The 18,466-nt window shown below is 72.3% G+C and carries 13 protein-coding genes and 1 riboswitch; of the genes, 5 read left to right on the forward strand and 8 right to left on the reverse strand.

Annotated elements, in window-relative coordinates; all coding sequences use genetic code 11:
• Positions 1-8: 8 nt before the first annotated feature.
• Positions 9-2,885 carry a bifunctional acetate--CoA ligase family protein/GNAT family N-acetyltransferase gene (locus ACZ607_RS09095; RefSeq protein ID WP_469733253.1) on the reverse strand — a complete coding sequence of 959 codons (2,877 nt, stop codon included), beginning with the start codon at positions 2,883-2,885 and terminating at the stop codon, positions 9-11.
• A gap of 180 nt (positions 2,886-3,065) precedes the next feature.
• On the opposite strand from ACZ607_RS09095, the gene ACZ607_RS09100 reads away from it, so the two are divergent.
• Entirely contained in the window at positions 3,066-3,347 is a 282-nt protein-coding gene (locus ACZ607_RS09100) for an HPr family phosphocarrier protein (protein ID WP_018520603.1), read from the forward strand.
• A 173-nt stretch (positions 3,348-3,520) separates the two neighbouring features.
• Here the strand turns inward: ACZ607_RS09100 and ACZ607_RS09105 are convergent, their stop codons facing one another.
• The 4 genes from ACZ607_RS09105 to ACZ607_RS09120 form a co-directional block, all read right to left on the reverse strand.
• On the reverse strand, positions 3,521-4,225 hold the full coding sequence (locus ACZ607_RS09105) for a GntR family transcriptional regulator (protein ID WP_469733255.1): 705 nt from the start codon (positions 4,223-4,225) through the stop codon (positions 3,521-3,523).
• Positions 4,226-4,449: 224 nt separating this feature from the next.
• Complete coding sequence (locus tag ACZ607_RS09110) at positions 4,450-5,238, reverse strand: M23 family metallopeptidase (protein WP_469733257.1); 789 nt, start codon at positions 5,236-5,238, stop codon at positions 4,450-4,452.
• A 12-nt stretch (positions 5,239-5,250) separates the two neighbouring features.
• Positions 5,251-5,419, reverse strand: a riboswitch (cyclic di-AMP (ydaO/yuaA leader).
• Between the two features lie 190 nt (positions 5,420-5,609).
• Positions 5,610-6,992, reverse strand: coding sequence for a M16 family metallopeptidase (locus ACZ607_RS09115; RefSeq protein ID WP_469733445.1), 1,383 nt, complete (start codon positions 6,990-6,992; stop codon positions 5,610-5,612).
• 26 nt (positions 6,993-7,018) lie between these two features.
• Positions 7,019-8,371 carry a M16 family metallopeptidase gene (locus ACZ607_RS09120; protein WP_469733260.1) on the reverse strand — a complete coding sequence of 451 codons (1,353 nt, stop codon included), beginning with the start codon at positions 8,369-8,371 and terminating at the stop codon, positions 7,019-7,021.
• A gap of 246 nt (positions 8,372-8,617) precedes the next feature.
• Between ACZ607_RS09120 and ACZ607_RS09125 the strand changes: the two genes are divergently transcribed.
• Positions 8,618-11,068 carry a DNA gyrase/topoisomerase IV subunit A gene (locus ACZ607_RS09125; protein ID WP_469733263.1) on the forward strand — a complete coding sequence of 817 codons (2,451 nt, stop codon included), beginning with the start codon at positions 8,618-8,620 and terminating at the stop codon, positions 11,066-11,068.
• A 25-nt stretch (positions 11,069-11,093) separates the two neighbouring features.
• Here ACZ607_RS09125 and ACZ607_RS09130 read toward each other — a convergent pair whose 3' ends face one another.
• The gene (locus ACZ607_RS09130) at positions 11,094-12,158 is read right to left on the reverse strand and encodes a CobW family GTP-binding protein (RefSeq protein WP_469733265.1); all 1,065 of its coding nucleotides are present in this window, start codon (positions 12,156-12,158) and stop codon (positions 11,094-11,096) included.
• A 21-nt stretch (positions 12,159-12,179) separates the two neighbouring features.
• Complete coding sequence (locus tag ACZ607_RS09135) at positions 12,180-13,343, reverse strand: citrate synthase (RefSeq protein WP_469733267.1); 1,164 nt, start codon at positions 13,341-13,343, stop codon at positions 12,180-12,182.
• A gap of 140 nt (positions 13,344-13,483) precedes the next feature.
• On the opposite strand from ACZ607_RS09135, the gene ACZ607_RS09140 reads away from it, so the two are divergent.
• On the forward strand, positions 13,484-14,824 hold the full coding sequence (locus ACZ607_RS09140) for a citrate synthase (protein ID WP_469733268.1): 1,341 nt from the start codon (positions 13,484-13,486) through the stop codon (positions 14,822-14,824).
• Between the two features lie 29 nt (positions 14,825-14,853).
• On the opposite strand, the gene ACZ607_RS09145 is transcribed toward ACZ607_RS09140, so the two are convergent.
• Positions 14,854-15,861, reverse strand: coding sequence for a LacI family DNA-binding transcriptional regulator (locus ACZ607_RS09145; protein WP_469733270.1), 1,008 nt, complete (start codon positions 15,859-15,861; stop codon positions 14,854-14,856).
• A 186-nt stretch (positions 15,862-16,047) separates the two neighbouring features.
• Here ACZ607_RS09145 and ACZ607_RS09150 point away from each other — a divergent pair, with 186 nt between their 5' ends.
• A complete protein-coding gene (locus ACZ607_RS09150) occupies positions 16,048-17,772 on the forward strand; it encodes a sensor histidine kinase (RefSeq protein ID WP_469733272.1) in 1,725 nt (574 codons plus the stop codon).
• Positions 17,769-18,446: a DUF7342 family protein gene (locus tag ACZ607_RS09155; RefSeq protein ID WP_469733274.1), complete on the forward strand. Its 678-nt coding sequence runs from the start codon at positions 17,769-17,771 to the stop codon at positions 18,444-18,446. The genes ACZ607_RS09150 and ACZ607_RS09155 overlap by 4 nt, the downstream gene beginning before the upstream one ends.
• The last annotated feature ends 20 nt before the right edge of the window (positions 18,447-18,466 follow it).

The following is an 18,466-nucleotide window of genomic DNA, read 5'->3' on the forward strand; positions in this document are numbered from 1 at the left end:
GCGGGCGGTCAGTAGCTGGGGAGCCTGCGGGGTCCGAGATCACTGCGGGCGGGCGGCGGGGCGAGCCGGACGCTCGCTCCGAGCACCGTCAGGCCGTGCGTGGCCACGACCACGGGTTCCAGGGCGACCGAGACGATCTCGGGGTGGTCGTCGACCAGCCGGGACACCCGCAGCAGGAGCTCTTCGAGCGCCCCGGTGTCCGCCGGCGCGGAGCCGCGCCAGCCGAACAGCACCGGAGCCGCCTTGATGGAGCGGATCAGCTCCGCCGCGTCGCGGTCGGTGGCGGGCACGAGACGGTGGGCCGTGTCGCCGAGCAGCTCGGAGGGGGCGCCGGCCAGGCCGAAGGAGAGGACGGCTCCGGCGGCCGCGTCGATGGACGCCCTGACGACGGTGTCGACGCCCCTGGGCGCCATGGCCTGGACGACGGGGCGGAGTTCGGCGGGGGTGCCCAGCAGCTCGGTCAGTTCGTCGTACGCGCGGCGCAGGGCGTTCTCGCCCGCGAGGTCGAGCCGGACCCCGCCGAGGTCGGCGCGGTGGCGGAGGTGGGGCGCGGTGGTCTTGAGGGCCACCGGGTAGCCGAGCCGCCCGGCGGCGGCCACGGCGGCCTCCGGATCGGGGGCCGGGAGCGCCGGGCGTACGGCGATGCCGTAGCCGGCCAGCAGCTCGCAGGCCTCGTCGTGGGTGAGCGGCCGGCCGCGCGGGTCGGGGTCCGGGCCGAGCAGCCTCCCGATCAGCGCGGCGGTCCCGTGCTCGTCGATGGTGTCGTCCAGGAATTCGGGCACCTTGCCGGGGGCGGCGGTCTGGCGCCGCCACTGGGCGTACTTCACCGCCTCGGCGAGCGCCCGGACGGCGCGCTCGGCCGCGGGGTAGGCGGGGATCCGCCCGGTGTCGGCGGCGGGGTGGCCGGGGCCCGGCGTGGCTTCGGCACCGGGGGTGATCCGGGCGGCGGTGTCGCCCGGGGCGCCCGCGCTGCGGTCGGACACGGCCGGAGCCGGGGTGCCGGCCGGGGCGGCCGTGCTCGTCGCGGCGGCGAGTGCCTGCGCCAGGCCGCCCATCTCCACGTGCACCACCGCCACCGGCTTGGCGGGGCCGGTGGCCGCCGCCTCCCGCAGCGCGGCCGCCAGGACCTCGCCGTCGCCGGACTCCGCCTCGCCGTCCTCCCCCACCCAGGGGATCGCGGTCACGATCACGGCGTCGCACGTCCGGTCGGCGAGCGCCTCCGCCAGGGCGTTCCGGAAGTCCTGGGGGCTCGCCACCGTGGTGAGGTCGCGGGGCGGCCGCGGTCGCAGCCCCTCCGCCAGACAGGCGTCGTAGGTGAGGAGACCGAGCGACTCGGAGTTGCCCAGGATCGCCACCCGGGGGCCGTCCGGCAGGGGCTGTCCGGCGAGGAGCACCCCGGCGTCGACCATCTCCGTCACGGTGTCGACGCGGATCACGCCCGCCTGGCGCATCAGCGCGGAGACCGTCGCGTCGGGGATGCGGCTGACGGGTACGGCGTGGCCCGGCGGGTTGGTCCCGCTGTGCCGGGCGCCCTTGACCACGACCACCGGCTTCACGGCGGCCGTCCGGCGGGCGAGCCGGGTGAACTTGCGCGGATTGCCCAGTGATTCGAGGTACAGCAGGGCGACGTCGGTCCCCGGGTCCTCGTACCAGTACTGCAGGAAGTCGTTGCCCGAGACGTCGGCCCGGTTGCCGGCGGAGATGAAGGCCGAGAGCCCCGCGCTCCTGCGGTGGAGGCCCGCCAGGACGGCGATCCCGATGGCCCCGGACTGGGTGAAGAGCCCGATCCGCCCGGCCTTGGGCGACTCGGGGGCGAGGGAGGCGTTGAGGCGGACCTCGGGAGCGGTGTTGATGATGCCGAAGGCGTTCGGCCCGATGATCCGCATTCCGTACGAGCGTGCCTGCCGGACCAGCTCCCGCTGCCGTTCCCGGCCCTCGGCGCCTCGCTCGGCGTAACCGGCGGAGAGGACGACGAGGCCCTGGACGCCGTTCTCACCGCAGTCGGCGACGACCTCGGGCACCCGGCCGGCCGGTACGGCGACGACCGCGAGGTCGACCTGCTCACCGATCTCGCTCAGGGAGCGGTGCGCGGGCACCCCTTCGACCGTGCCCGTACCGGCGTCGAAGGACGTGTTCACCGCGTACGCGCGCCCCGTGAAGCCCGAGCCGAGGAGGTTGCGCAGCACCGACCTGCCGACGCCGCCCGGCGCCCGGCCGACGCCGATGACCGCGACGGACCCGGGGGCCAGCAGCCGCTGGACGGAGCGCGCTTCGGCGCGCTGTTCCCGGGCGCGCTGCACCGCCAGGGACTCGGCCGTGGGCTCCAGGTCCAGGGTGAGGTGGACGGAGCCGTCCTCGAAGCTGCGCTGCTGGGTGAAGCCGGCATCCCGGAACACCTTGATCATCTTGTTGTTGGCGGGCAGCACCTCGGCGGCGAAGCGCCGGATCCCCCGCTCCCTGGCCACCGCCGCGATGTGTTCGAGGAGGGCCGACGCCACACCGCGGCCCTGATGGGCGTCCTGCACGAGGAAGGCGACCTCGGCCTCGTCCGCGGGGGCGGAGGCGGGCCGGCCCTGCCCGTCGATCCGGTCGTAGCGGACGGTGGCGATGAACTCGCCGCCGACCGTCACCGCCAGTCCCACCCGGTCGACGTAGTCGTGATGGGTGAAGCGGTGGACGTCACGGGCGGAGAGACGCGGATACGGGGCGAAGAAGCGGTAGTACTTCGACTCGTCGGACACCTGCTCGTAGAAGCTGACCAGCCGCTCGGCGTCGTCCGTGGTGATGGGCCTGATCCGCGCGGTGCCACCGTCACGGAGCACCACGTCCGCCTCCCAGTGGTCGGGGTACGCGTGATGCGGACTCTGCTCCGGAGTGGGCTCCATGGGCAAAGCCTACGGCTCGGGCTTTTCGTTCGGCCCGAACCCGGGCCGAACCGTACGGGAGGCCGGTGCGTGAGCGGGTACGAGGCCGGTACGGGAGGCCGGCGGCGGTGCCGGGCACAGCGGTACCGCACTGCATGAGAGACTGGTCTAGACAACCATTGATACGTGAAGGGCAGAACCATGGCTGAGCGCCGCGTCAACGTCGGTTGGGCCGAGGGCCTGCACGCCCGCCCCGCTTCCATCTTCGTCCGTGCCGCCACGGCCTCCGGCGTCCCCGTGACGATCGCCAAGGCGGACGGCAACCCCGTCAACGCCGCGTCCATGCTCGCGGTGCTCGGCCTGGGCGCCCAGGGTGGCGAGGAGATCGTGCTCGCGTCCGAGGCGGACAACGCCGAGGCCGCCCTGGACCGTCTGGCGAAGCTGGTCGCCGAGGGGCTCGAGGAGCTTCCGGAGACCGTCTGATTCCGGCCGCTTCGAACCGGAATTCTTCTCTGCGGAATAAGCCGCGGCACCCCCGACCGGGAGCCGCGGCTTTTTCCGTTCTCCGGCGGAACGACCGAAGCCCGCAATTGCAGTTTCAGGGCAGCAGAAAGAATGCCGCTCGATCACGGCCCTCTTTGTATACGGCGTCATTGTTAATGACGGGCTCCCGCGATGTTTACGGGGTGTTGCGAAGTCCTCACCCTGGCCGGGCCCACCGTGCGGCCCGGAGCCGGGGGGCGTCGCAGCCGGTGGGCCGCGGTGGCCCGTTCGGCGTGCTGGACGGCGAGCGCCCTGGCCCGCTCCGGGTCGCGGCGCGCCACGGCGTCGACGAGAGCGCCGTGCTCGGCCCAGGAGTCCGCGGGGCGGGCCGGCTGCTCGACGGCGTACATCCAGGCGATCTTGTGCCGGAGCTGGGTGAGGAGCGCGATCAGAGCGGGGCTTCCCGAGGCCTGTGCCAGCGTCTCGTGGAACCAGCCGCCCAGGGAGCGCAGATCCTCCCCCTCGCCCCGGCGCACGCGTTCCTGGCCCAGCCTGACCAGGCCGCGGAGCACCTTGAGGTGCGCCTCGGTGCGCCGCTGGGCCGCCCGGGCCGCTCCCAGGGGCTCCAGGAGCATGCGGATCTCCAGAAGGTCCGCGGCCTCCTGCTCCGTGGGCTCGGCGACACAGGCACCGGCGTGCCGCCGCGTGACGACGAACCCCTCGGACTCCAGGGTGCGCAGCGCCTCCCGCACGGGGACGCGTGAGACCCCGTAGCGACGCGCGAGCACCTCTTCGGTGAGGCGGCTGCCGCGCTCGAAGACACCGGAGACGATGTCGTCACGGATTGCCGTGCATACCGAATGCGCGGGAATGCGCATGTCCGAACCTCCGCCTTAATCCCCGCGAAACGCGGCCGATCGACGCCTGTTCTGTGACTCTATTGCAACCGGCCGGAATTTCCGATGGCGGGGTGGAATCCATGGATATCTTTTGGCCAGGGATCACTTCCGCGAGGGCTTCGACGGGGGCCTCGCGCCGGGACACGGCGAAGGCCCCGGGCGGATGCCGGGGCCTTCGTCGGAGCCTGTGCCGCGGGGTCGGGTCAGACCTGGACCCCGTGGGCGCGGAGGTAGGCGACCGGGTCCATGTCCGAGCCGTACTCGGGGGTGGTCCGGGCCTCGAAGTGCAGGTGCGGACCGGTGGAGTTGCCGGTCGAGCCGGAGATGCCTATCTGCTCGCCCGAGCCGACGCTCTGGCCGACGGAGACGCCGATCGAGGAGAGGTGGCCGTACTGGGTGTACGTGCCGTCCTTCATCCGGAGCACGATGTTGTTGCCGTACGCGCCGCCCCAGCCGGCCTCGACGACCGTGCCGGCGCCGACCGCGACGACGGAGGTGCCGGACGCGGCCTGGAAGTCCACGCCGGAGTGGCTGCCGGAGGACCAGAGCGCGCCGCCGGACTTGTAGCCGGTGGTCACGTGCGAGCCGGCGACCGGGAGGTGGAAGGCGTTCAGCCGGGCGCGCTCGGCGGCGCGGGCGGCGCGCGCCTTCTCCTCGCGGGCCTCCTTGGCGCGGGCCTCCGCCTTGCGCTTGGCCTCGGCCTTGGCCTTCGCCCTGGCCTTCGCTTCGGCCGCGGCCTTCGCGGCGACGTCGGCCTGGTGCTTCTGGGCCTTCGCCTGGGCCTCGATCTGGGCGGCGAGGGTGGTGTCGAGGGCGACGGTCTGGGTCAGACCGGTGGCGGTGACGGCCTCGGAGTCCGCGGCGACGGCCGGGGAGACGGTGGCACCGAGTACGCCGGTGGTGGCCAGGGCGGCGACACCGGCGACCTTGGCGCTCCTGCGTGTCAGGCGGCTCGGGGCACGGTGCTTCCCGGTGGCACGGATGAACGCCATGGAGGGGCTGGTCCTTTCCTTCCTTCTCGCCTACCGGGTTAGCTGACGGGTTCGGAGCAGGAAGGTCTCCTACGGATCACTGGGCCCTCGTCGAGGTGCAGGGATCCGATTCACCCCAGGGACTTCGTGGGTCCCCGGCTCCCCAGGCTCGCGCCTGACGGGGACTCGGCGATGACTGTCCGGCGCCGCGGATGCGGCATTCGTCCGGCGGACAGCCGAGCCGACGCTAGAGCGGGCCCCTTCGTCCCGCCAAACGGAAAGGGTCTTTTGTCACCCATCCCACAGGACGAATGCCAATCTTCCTCCCGAAACGGGCAAATGACAGAACCCCGGCGGAGTGCGCCCGCCGAGGTCCGTCGTGTCCTGCTCCGTCAGCCGTTGACGACCGACACCTCGCCGATGCCGAGTGCCTCGACGGGCTCCTTGATCTGCGCGGCGTCCCCGACCAGCACGGTGACCAGCCGGTCCACCGGGAAGGCGTTGACCACGGCGGCGGTCGCCTCGACCGTGCCGGTCGCGGCCAGGCGCGCGTACAGCTCGGCCTGGTAGTCGTCCGGCAGGTGCTGCTCCACCTGGTCGGCCAGGGTGCCCGCGACGGAGGCCGCCGTCTCGTACTTCAGCGGGGCGACGCCCACGAGGTTCTGCACGGCGGTCTCACGCTCGGCGTCGGTGAGCCCTTCGGCCGCCAGGGTGCGCAGGACCTTCCAGAGGTCGTCGAGCGCGGGGCCGGTGGACTCCGTGTCGACGGAGCCGCTGATGGCGAGCATCGCCGCGCCGGTCGCCCCGGACGAGGAGCCGGGCGCCGTCGAGCGCAGCACCTGTCCGAAGGCACGGACACCGTAGGTGTAGCCCTTCTCCTCCCGCAGCACGCGGTCCAGCCGGGAGGTGAGGGTGCCGCCGAGGCAGTAGGTGCCGAGGACCTGGGCCGGCCACACGCTGTCGTGCCGGTCCGCGCCGATCCGGCCGATCAGCAGCTGCGTCTGCACGGCGCCGGGGCGGTTCACGATGACCACACGGCCGGTGTCGTCCGCGGTGATCGGGGGCACGGGCCGGGCTTGGCCGGCGTTGCCCGACCAGTCGCCGACGGTCTCGGAGAGCAGCGCGTCCAGGTCCACCCCGGTGAGGTCCCCGACGACGACCGCCGTCGCCGTGGACGGGCGGACATGGGCGTCGTAGAAGGCGCGCACGGCGGCGGCGTCGATCCGCCGGACGGTCTCCTCGGTGCCCCGGCGCGGGCGCGACATCCGTGCGGTGGCGGGGAACAGCTCCTTGGAGAGCTGCTTGGCGGCCCGCATGCCGGGGTTGGCCTGCTCGTGGGGGATCTCGTCGAGGCGGTTGCCCACCAGGCGCTCGATCTCGCTCTCGGCGAAGGCCGGGGCCCGCAGCGCCTCGGCGACCAGGCCGAGGGCCTTGGACAGCCGGGAGGCCGGCACCTCCAGGGAGACGCGGACACCGGGGTGGTCCGCGTGGGCGCCCAGCGTGGCGCCGCAGCGCTCCAGCTCCGCGGCGAACTCCTCCGCGGAGCGCTTGTCCGTGCCCTCGGACAGCGCGCGGGCCATGATCGTGGCGACGCCGTCCAGGCCCTCGGGCTCGGCGTCCAGCGGGGCGTCGAGGAAGATCTCCACGGCGACGACCTGCTGGCCGGGCCGGTGGCAGCGCAGCACGGTCAGCCCGTTGGGCAGGGCGCCGCGCTCGGGCGCGGGGAAGGCCCAGGGCCTGGCCTCGCCGGCGGTCGGCTGCGGGTGGTACTCCATCGCTACTCCAGTCACGGCGGCGTCGGTCACTTGTCGGCCCCCTCGGGCGCGTCGGTGTCCTCGGTCTCGTCGGCCGGCTCGACCGGCTCGTAGACCAGGACCGCACGGTTGTCGGGGCGCAGGTGTGCCCGGGCGGCGGCCTTGACCTCGTCGGCCGTCACGTCGAGCACACGGCCCACCGCGGTCAGGGCGAGCTGCGGGTCACCGAACAGGACGGCGTACTTGCACAGTTCGTCCGCGCGGCCCGCGACCGTGCCGAGACGGTCCAGCCACTCGCGCTCCAACTGCGCCTGGGCGCGCTCCATCTCCTCCGGGGTGGGACCCTCCTCGGCGAAGCGGGCCAGCTCCTCGTCGACGGCCGCCTCGATCTGCGGCACCTCGACACCGCCGGACGTCTTGACGTCCAGCCAGCCCAGCGACGGTGCGCCCGCCAGCCTGAGCAGCCCGAATCCCGCGTCCACCGCCGTACGGTCGCGGCGCACCAGCCGGTTGTGCAGTCGGGACGACTCGCCGCCGCCGAGCACGGTCAGCGCCAGGTCCGCGGCGTCGCACTCGCGCGTGCCGTCGTGCGGCAGCCGGTAGGCGGCCATCAGCGCACGCGCGGGGACCTCCTCGTGGACCACTTCGCGCAGCTGCTCGCCGATGATGCCCGGCAGCGTGCCGTCACGCGGGGGCTGCTTGCCGTCGTGGGACGGGATGGAGCCGAAGTACTTCTCGATCCAGGCGAGCGTCTGCTCCGGGTCGATGTCCCCGACCACGGAGAGCACGGCGTTGTTCGGCGCGTAGTACGTACGGAAGAACGCCTGGGCGTCCTCCAGCGTCGCCGCGTCCAGGTCGGCCATCGAGCCGATCGGCGTGTGGTGGTACGGGTGGCCCTCCGGGTAGGCGAGGGCGGTCAGCTTCTCGAAGGCCGTGCCGTACGGGACGTTGTCGTAGCGCTGGCGGCGCTCGTTCTTCACGACGTCCCGCTGGTTCTCCATGGACTCCTCGTCGAGCGCGGCGAGCAGGGAGCCCATCCGGTCGGCCTCGAGCCACAGGGCCAGCTCCAGCTGGTGCGTCGGCATCGTCTCGAAGTAGTTGGTGCGTTCGAAGCTGGTCGTGCCGTTCAGGGAACCACCGGCCCCCTGTACGAGCTCGAAGTGCCCGTTCCCCTTGACCTGGCCCGAGCCCTGGAACATCAGGTGCTCGAAAAGGTGAGCCAGGCCGGTGCGCCCCTTGACCTCGTGGCGGGAGCCGACGTCGTACCAGAGGCAGACCGCGGCGACGGGGGTCAGGTGGTCCTCGGAGAGCACCACCCGCAGGCCGTTCGCCAGACGGTGCTCGGTCGCCGTCAAGCCGCCGGAACCGGCCTGGGCTGTGGCCGTGTGACCCATGGGCATGTACGTCCCTTCGATCGGTACAGGATTTCCTGCCGGACCTGCCACTCTAGGCAAGCGAACGGGCACCTGGCGAAGTTCCCGTCGGGTGAATGTTGTCGTAGACACCGCCGTGCGCGGGGGCCCCGGGGAGCCTCCGAGGGCCGCTTCGGACGGGTCGAGGTCGGCGTTGTCAGCGCGGCGGTCCACAATGGTCGGCGTCAGAACCTGAGGTTGCCCGACAGAATCTGTGAAGGAGTCGCAGCCGCGATGGCCCGCCGCAGCACGAAAACCCCGCCGCCGGACGACTTCGAGGAGAAGATCCTCGACATCGACGTCGTCGACGAAATGCAGGGCTCCTTCCTCGAGTACGCGTACTCGGTGATCTACTCCAGGGCTCTGCCCGACGCCCGCGACGGCATGAAGCCCGTGCACCGCCGCATCGTGTCCCAGATGAACGAGATGGGCCTGCGCCCCGACCGCGGCTACGTGAAGTGCGCGCGCGTCGTCGGTGAGGTGATGGGCAAACTGCACCCGCACGGCGACGCGTCCATCTATGACGCACTGGTGCGCATGGCACAGCCGTTCTCGATGCGCCTGCCCCTCGTCGACGGGCACGGCAACTTCGGCTCGCTGGGCAACGACGACCCGCCGGCCGCCATGCGGTACACCGAGTGCCGTATGGCCGACGCCACATCGCTGATGACGGAGTCGATCGACGAGGACACCGTCGACTTCCAGTCCAACTACGACGGCCAGGAGCAGGAGCCGGTCGTCCTCCCGGCGGCGTACCCGAACCTCCTGGTCAACGGGGCCTCCGGGATCGCGGTCGGCATGGCGACCAACATGCCCCCGCACAATCTCGGCGAGGTCATCGCCGCAGCCCGGCACCTCATCCGGCACCCGGGCGCCGACCTCGAGACGCTGATGCGTTTCGTCCCGGGCCCCGACCTGCCCACCGGCGGCAGGATCGTCGGCCTCGGCGGCATCAAGGACGCCTACGCCGCCGGGCGCGGCACGTTCAAGATCCGCGCCACGGTCGCCATAGAGAACGTCACGGCCCGCCGCAAGGGTCTCGTCGTCACCGAACTGCCTTTCTCCGTCGGCCCGGAGAAGGTGATCGCCAAGATCAAGGACCTCGTCGGTTCGAAGAAGCTCCAGGGCATCGCGGACGTCAAGGACCTCACCGACCGGGCGCACGGTCTGCGTCTGGTGATCGAGGTCAAGAACGGCTTCGTGCCGGAGGCCGTGCTGGAGCAGCTCTACAGGCTGACGCCGATGGAGGAGTCCTTCGGCATCAACAACGTGGCGCTGGTCGACGGACAGCCGCTCACCCTGGGGCTCAAGGAGCTCCTGGAGGTCTACCTCGACCACCGCTTCGACGTGGTGCGCCGGCGCAGCGAGTTCCGCAGGACCAAGCGCCGCGACCGGCTGCACCTGGTCGAGGGGCTCCTCGTGGCGCTGCTCGACATCGACGAGGTCATCCGCCTCATCCGGGACAGCGACAACTCCGCACAGGCGAAGGAGCGCCTGATGGAGCGCTTCTCGCTCAGCGAGACCCAGACCCAGTACATCCTGGACACCCCGCTGCGCAGGCTCACGCGCTTCGACAGGATCGAGCTGGAGACCGAGCGCGACAAGCTCACCGCGGAGATCGCCGAGCTGACCGCGATCCTGGAGTCGGACGCCGAGCTGCGCAAGCTGGTCTCGTCCGAACTGGCCGCTGTGGCGAAGAAGTTCGGCACCGAGCGCCGCACGGTGCTGCTGGAGTCGTCGGGTTCGCAGGTCGCCTCGGTGCCGCTGGAGGTCGCCGACGACCCGTGCCAGGTGCTCCTCTCCTCGACCGGTCTCCTGGCCCGTACGGCCAACGCGGAGCCGATCACCCAGACCGAGGACGCCAAGCGCACGAAGCACGACGCGATCGTCTCGGCCGTGCCCGCGACGGCACGCGGGGACGTGGGGGCGGTGACGTCCGGCGGACGGCTGCTCCGGCTCTCGGTGATCGACCTGCCGCAGCTGCCGGACACCCATGCGGCTCCGAACCTCTCGGGTGGCGCACAGGTCTCGGAGTTCCTCACGCTGGAGGCGGACGAGCAGCTGATCTGCCTCACCACCCTGGACGAGGAGGCGCAGGGGCTGGCCATCGGCACCCTGCAGGGGGTGGTGAAGCGCGTGGTGCCCGACTACCCGCCCAACAAGGACGAGTTGGAGGTCATCTCGCTGAAGGACGGCGACCGGATCGTCGGCGCCACCCAGCTGCGTACGGGCGAGGAGGACCTGGTCTTCATCACCTCCGACGCGCAGCTGCTGCGCTATCCGGCGGCGTCGGTGCGTCCGCAGGGACGCGCAGCGGGCGGCATGGCGGGCGTCAAGCTGGCGGCGGACGCCACGGTCCTGTCGTTCAGCGCGGTGGATCCCTCGGCGGACGCCGCGGTGTTCACGGTCGCCGGGTCGCACGGCACGCTGGACGACTCCGAGCGGACCTGGAAGCTGACTCCGTTCGACCAGTACCCACGCAAGGGCAGGGCCACCGGCGGGGTGCGCTGCCAGCGCTTCCTCAAGGGGGAGGACGTCCTGGTGTTCGCCTGGGCGGGCGCGACCCCGGCGCGGGCGGCGCAGAAGAACGGCGCACCGGCTCAGCTGCCGGATCCGGATCCGCGCCGTGACGGCTCGGGCACTCCGCTGACCAGCCCGGTCGCGGTGATCGCAGGGCCGCTGTAGGAATCCCGGCCGGACGGCGGGGGGCTCAGGCCTCGTCGTCGTCCGGCCGGCGCACGTATCGCAGGACGCCCCACATGCCGCGCTCCAGCTCCTCGGTGGCCTCCTGGAACGCGTCCCGGCAGTCCTCGAGTCCCTTGTGCAGCGCCTCGGCGTCGATGCCCGAGCCGATCAGCACCAGCTGGGTCGCTCGCGGTTCGTCGCGGGCCCGGCGCCGCGGGACGAACCGCAGGAACCTGCCGACGGCGTGCAGGGCGTACCGGTTGACGGGATCACCCGCGCCGAAGTCGGCGAACCCCTTGATCCGGTAGAGACCCGCGGGCCGGGAGTCGAGGAAGGCCATGAGGCGGCGGGGATCGAGCGGCACGTCCGAGGTGAACGAGACGCTCTCGTACGCCGCGTGCAGATGGCCGTCGTGCGTCCGGTCCTCCTCCGGGAGCAGGTCCTCGAACGTCAGCTGGCGGAACGAGTCGCCCTCGTCCGGCCGCAGCACCGGGTCGAAGAGCAGCTCCGGGTCGATCCTCCCGTACGCGGCGTGGATGACGGCCGCCCCGCCGCCCGCCGAGTCGACCGCCTCCCGTACGGCTCGCAGTCCGGCGTCCGCCACACGGTCGGTCTTGTTGAGGACGACCAGGTCGGCGACGGCGAGGTGGCGGTCGATCTCGGGGTGCCGCTCGCGTGTGGCGGGGAACTCGGCGGCGTCGACGACCTCGACCAGTCCGCCGTACCGGATGTGCGGGTTGTCGCTGGCCAGCAGCATCCGTACGAGTTCCTGGGGCTCGGCGAGACCGCTCGCCTCGATGACGATCACATCGAGCCGGGCGGCCGGGCCGGTCAGCGTCTCCAGGTAGGTGTCGAGCTCGCTCGCGTCGACGGCGCAGCACAGGCAGCCGTTGCCCAGCGAGACCGTGGAACCGACCTGCCCCGCCACGGTCATGGCGTCGATCTCGATGGCCCCGAAGTCGTTGACGATGACGCCGATCCGGTTGCCCGCCCGGTTGCGGAGCAGATGGTTGAGCAGCGTCGTCTTGCCGGATCCGAGGAACCCCGCGAGGACGACGACCGGGATCTGCGGGGCGTGGGGCGGGGTCAACGGGGGCCTTCCTCGGGTCGTTCAGCGTGCCGGTACGGGCTGCGGGGGCGGGGTCCCGGTGTAGCGGGCCGCCGGGCGGATGATCTTCGAGTCCTCCGCCTGCTCCAGGATATTGGCGCTCCAGCCGACCATGCGCGCGGCACAGAAGGTGGGGGTGAACATCTCGCGCGGCAGTCCGCAGAGCTCCATGACGACGCCGGCGTAGAACTCCACGTTGGTGTGCAGCTCGCGCCCCGGCTTGAGCTCGGCGAGGATCGCCTCCACCCGGCGTTCCACCTCGACGGCGAAGTCGACGAGCGGGCCGCCGAAGCTCTGCGCGACGGAGCGCAGCATGCGTGAGCGCGGGTCCTCGGTGCGGTAGACGGGGTGTCCGAATCCCATGATCCGCTCCCCCGCGAGGACGCGTCCGCGGATCCAGCCGTCGATCCTGTCCGGGGTGCCGATGGCGTCCAGGGTGTCCAGCGCCCGGCTGGGGGCGCCGCCGTGCAGCGGACCGGAGAGCGCGCCGACGGCTCCGCCGAGGCAGGCGGCGACGTCGGCCCCGGTGGAGGCGATCACCCGGGCGGTGAAGGTGGAGGCGTTGAAGCCGTGGTCGACGGTGGAGACGAGGTACCGCTCGACCGCCGCCGTCCGTGCGGCGTCCGGCTCCTCGCCGGTGAGCATGTACAGGTAGTTCGCGGCGAACGGGAGGTCGTCCCGCGGCTCGACCGGTTCCAGGCCCTGGCCGAGGCGGTACAGGGAGGTCAGGACGGTGGGGACCGCGGCACACACGGCGAGCGCGTCCTCACGGCGGCGGTCGGCGTCGATGTCGTACACCGGGCGGAATCCGGCCGAGGCGCCGAGCAGCGACAGCGCCGTGCGCAGTCCGGCGAGCGGGCCGGAGACCAGGCCGGCGCGGGCGATGGCGGGCAGCGCCTCCCGTACCTCGGCGGGCAGCCGGCGCAGACCCGTCGTGCGTGCGGCGAAGGCCTCGCTCTCCGTCCGGCCGGGCAGTTCGCCGTGGAACATCAGGTACCAGACGTCCTCGAAGCTGCGGCTCTGCGCCAGCTCGATCGCCGAGTACTGCCGGTAGTGGTAGAAGCCCTCGCGCCCACGCACGTCCCCGAGCGCGGTGTCGGTGACGATCACACCGGCGAGGCCGCGGGGGACGTCGAGGGGGGCGGTTTCCGTACGTGGGACAGGCATGGCTGGTCTCTCCTCCACCGTCGAGCTGAACATTGATTCGACTGTCCATCATTGACTTTGAGACTGTCAATATTGATTGGATCAATATGAAACCCTGCCGGAGTGCTACGTCATCCAGGGATATGGATACGGTGGGCGCCATGACGCATGAGTCGGCGGACGGAACCGGTACGCAGGACGCGGGAGACGAGGAGGCTGCCCCCCGGCTGACGACCCGGGAGGCGGCCGAACGTCTCGGGGTGAAGCCGGAGACCGTGTACGCGTACGTGAGCCGGGGGCAGCTCGCCAGCAGGCGGACCCCCGGCAGGCGCGGCAGCACGTTCGACGCCGCCGAGGTCGACGCGCTGGCCCGCCGCACCGGCCGCAGGGAGCCGTCCCCGCCGGCCTCGGGAGACCTGGTCTTCCGGACCGGCATCACGCTCATCGAGCCGGACCGCTACTTCTTCCGCGGCGTCGACGCGACCGAACTCGCCGGCCGTCACAGCTACGAGGAGGTCGCCGAGTGGATCTGGACCGGGGAGCTCCGGCCGGGCATCCGCTTCACCGCGGCGGACGAATCCCTCGCGGCGGCGCGGCGTACGGCCGCCGCGATGCCACGGCACAGCAGCTCGACGGACCGGCTGCGTGCCGCTGTCGCCGCTGCCGCGTCCTCCGATCCGCTCCGGTTCGACCTCTCCCCGGAGGGCGTGCTCGCCAGCGCGCGCAACCTGATCCCCACCCTGGTGGGCGCGCTCCCCATGGCCGGGGCGCCGGAGGGCGGCGAGCCGGATGGGGCGGGCGGCGGGCGCGGCGAGGTGAACGTCTCCCTCGCCTCCCAGCTGTGGAGGAAGCTCTCCGCGCGGCCCGCCGACGCGGTCTCACTGGCCGTGCTCGACACCGCACTCGCACTGCTGGCCGACCATGATCTCGCGGCCTCGACCCTGGCGGCACGGGTCGCCGCCTCGACCCACGCGCATCCGTACGCCGTGGTCTCCGCCGGGCTGGGTGTGCTGGAGGGCCCCCTGCACGGTGCCGCGAGCGGGCCCGCGCACCGGATGCTGTCCGAGGTCGTGGACCGGGGCGGTGCCGCTCCGGTGGTCGCGGACCACCTGCGGGCCGGCCGGCGGGTGCCGGGGCTCGGCCACCGCCTCTACCAGGGCGAGGATCCCCGGGCGGGCGCGCTGTTCGCGCTGCTCGACGCGGTGCCGGAGGCGGCCCCGGCGATGGGGGCGGCCCGTGACGTGGTCGCCACCACGGCTCGCCACACGCCACTGCACGCCAATGTCGACCTGGCCCTGGCCGTCCTCTCGGTCACGTACGGCATGCCCGCCGAAGCGGGCGAGACGGTGTTCGCCGTGTCCCGCACGGCGGGCTGGATCGCCCATGCCATGGAGGAGTACACGGAGCGCCCGCTGCGCATGCGGCCCAGCGGGCAGTACACAGGGCCGCGCCCGCCCCAGCCGCTACCCATCCCGGTCGGCGCCGCCGGGTCCGCAAATTAGCTACAGCTGGAGGAAATTCTCGCCGTTCTCTACCGGGGCGGCCGGGCGGTGGAGCCGCGGACGACCAGCTCCGGCTCGAAGAGGAGCTCGTCCGACGGCACCGCGTGCCCGCCGATCTGCCCGGAGAGCAGCTCGACCGCCGCCCTGCCCATGGCTTCGATCGGCTGGCGCACCGTGGTCAGCGGCGGCTCGGTGCAGTTCATGAACGCGGAGTCGTCGTAGCCGACGATGGAGACCTCGCCGGGCACCGACAGACCCCGGCGGCGCGCCGCGCGTACCGCGCCGAGGGCCAGCGGGTCGCTCGCACAGATGATGCCGGTGACCCCTTGTTCGAGCAGCCGCGTGGCGGCCGCCTGGCCGCCCTCCAGCGAGAACATGGCCCGCGCCACCCATTCCTCCGGCACGGTGACCCCGGACCGGGCGGCCAGCGTGCGGGCGGCGGCGAGCTTACGCTGCGAGGGCATGTGGTCGGCCGGGCCGAGGACGAACCCGATCCGTTCGTGCCCGAGCGAGACCAGGTGACGCCAGGCCTGCTCCACGGCCACGGAGTCGTCGCAGGAGACGGCGGGAAATCCGAGATGGGCGATGGCGGCGTTGATCAGGACGACGGGGATCTTGCGGTCGGCGAGCACCTTGTAGTGGTCGTGGGGGGCGTCGGCCTGGGCGTACAGCCCGCCGGCGAAGACGACGCCGGAGACCTGCTGCTGCAGGAGCAGCTCGACGTAGTCGGCCTCGGAGACCCCGCCCTTGGTCTGGGTGCAGAGCACCGGGGTCAGCCCCTGCTGGGCGAGCGCGCCCCCGACCACTTCGGCGAACGCCGGGAAGATCGGGTTCTGCAGCTCCGGGAGGACCAGCCCGACCAGGCGGGCGCGCTCCCCGCGCAGCTGCGTCGGACGCTCGTAGCCGAGCACGTCCAGAGCCGAGAGGACGGCTTGCCGGGTGGCGTCCGAGACGCCCGGCTTGCCGTTCAGCACGCGGCTGACCGTAGCCTCGCTGACTCCTACTTTCTGGGCAACCTGAGCAAGTCGTCGCGTCATGAACGCAAGATTAGCGCAAGAAACGCAAGAAGATTGCGTTGATGCGGATACCGGTAGAACGCTCACAGATGAAGAGCGGGAGGACAAGGGCCCTGGCCCTGATCGCCCGATGGTCGGCCCTCGGTCGCCCGGTGCCCGGCCGGCGGAGATTTCGGTGAGCACGGTTCGCCCTTTACCGTTCGTACGATGAGCGCCCCACCGACCACCTCACGGGGACCGCGCCGGTTCGGCTGGCCGCAGCGGGTCTTCTCCCAGGTCCTGCTGATGCAGCTGGCCGTCGTCACCGGCGTCACGGTCCTCGTCACGGGCCTCTTCCTGGCACCGCTCAGCGCCCAGCTCGACGACCAGGCGATGCGCCGTGCCCTGGCGATCGCACAGAGCACGGCGGCCCAGCCGCAGATCTCGGCCGCGCTGCAGAGCACCGAACCGCGCCCGCACGGCGCCGTGCAGACCGCCGCGGAGCGGATCAGACGGGCGACCGGCGCCGAATACGTGGTGATCATGGACAAGCAGGGGGTGCGCTGGTCCCACACGGACTCCTCGCGAATCGGCGACGTCGTCTCCACCGACCCCAGCACGGCGCTCGCCGGCCGGTCCGTGATGGAGATCGACAGCGGCACCCTCGGACGCTCGGCCCGCGGCAAGGTGCCGCTGCTGGACGCATCGGGCCGGGTCGTCGGCGCGGTCTCGGTCGGTATCGCGTACGACAGCGTCCGCGCCCGGCTGCTCGCCACGATCCCCGGGCTGCTCGCCTACGCGGGCGGGGCGCTGGCGGTGGGGGCGCTGGCCGCCTATCTGATCTCCCGCCGTCTCCAGCGGCAGACCCATGACCTGGCGTTCTCCGACATCTCCGCGCTGCTGACCGAGCGTGAGGCGATGCTCCACAGCATCCGTGAGGGCGTCGTGGCACTCGACCGCACCGGGCGCGTCAGGCTGCTGAACGACGAGGCCCAGCGACTGCTCGGGCTCGGCCCCGGCGCCGCGGGCCGGCAGCTCGACGAGGCGCTGGGCGAGGGGCGCACCACCGATGTACTGGCCGGGCGGGTGCTCGGCGACGACCTGGTGACGGTCCGCGGCAGCCGCGTGCTCCTAGCCAACCGGATGCCGACCGAGGACGGCGGAGCCGTGGTCACGCTGCGCGACCGTACGGAGCTGGAGTACCTCGGCCGCGAACTCGACTCCACCCACGGCCTCATCGACGCGCTCCGCGCCCAGGACCACGAGCACGCCAACCGGCTGCACACCCTCCTGGGACTGCTGGAGCTGGAGATGCACGAGGAGGCGGTGGAGTTCGTCACGGAAGTCGTCGGCGTCCACCGGGCGACCGCCGAGCAGGTCACCGAGAAGGTCCAGGACCCGCTGCTGGCGTCGCTCCTGGTCGGCAAGGCGACCGTGGCCGCGGAACGCGGTGTCGCCCTGCGCATGGCCCCGGGAACCCTGCTGCCGGACCGGCTGGTGGATCCACGCGGGCTCGTCACGGTTCTCGGCAACCTGGTCGACAACGCGCTGGACGCGGCCGCGGGGTCGGCCGACGCGCGGATCGAGGTCGGACTGCGGACCGAGGGCCGTACGGTGGTGCTGCGGGTGCGCGACAGCGGTCCCGGCGTGCCTGCGGGCGACCACGAATCCATCTTCACGGAGGGCTGGTCGACCAAGGAACTCCCGGCCCACGGCAAGCGAGGCCTGGGGCTGCCCCTGGTGCGGCGGCTCGCCGAGCGGCAGGGCGGCAGCGTGTCCGTGTCGGACGCCCCCGAGGGCGGCGCGGTGTTCACCGTCGTCCTGCCGGAGGCCCTGGCCGAACCGGAACGGCTCGGCGTACCCACCGCGGGCGGTCCCGACCCCCTCGACCCGCCCACCCCGGGCGGCTCGCGGGCCCCCGTACCGCCCACGACGTCAGGAGACGCCCCGTGATCGAGGTTCTGGTCGTGGACGACGACGTACGGGTCGCACGCATCAACGCGGCCTACGTCGCCAAGGTGCCCGGATTCCGCGTCGCCGCCATGGCCCACTCGGCGGCGGAGGCCCTCACGAGGATCGGCGAGGCGCCGATCGATCTGATCCTCCTCGATCACTATCTGCCGGACCGCAACGGTCTGGCCGTCGTGCGGGAGCTCCGCGCACTCGGCCGGCACACCGACGTGATCATGGTGACGGCGGCCCGCGATGTGGCGACCGTCCAGGCGGCGATGCGCCACGGCGCGCTCCAGTACCTGGTCAAGCCGTTCGCGTACGCCGGGCTCCGCACCAAACTGGAGGCTTACGCGGCTCTGCGCCGCACCTTCGAGAGCGGCGGCGAGGCCGAGCAGACGGAGGTGGACCGGCTGTTCGGGGCCTTGTGGGCGACCGCCGGGTCCGACCTCCCCAAGGGGCATTCGACGACGACCGCGGAACTGGTCCGCCAGGCCCTGCGGTCCGCCGACGGGCCGCTCTCCGCGCAGGAGATCGCGGAGAGCGCCGGGATGAGCCGCCAGACGGCCCAGCGCTACCTGAAGCTGCTGGAGCGCACGGGCCGCGTGCGGCTCTCCCTCAAGTACGGCGAGACGGGACGCCCGGAACACCGGTACATCTGGGCCACCGGCTCCTGAACCCGCCGGTCCGTACCGCT

Source organism: Streptomyces sp. NPDC104381, from assembly GCF_055583745.1.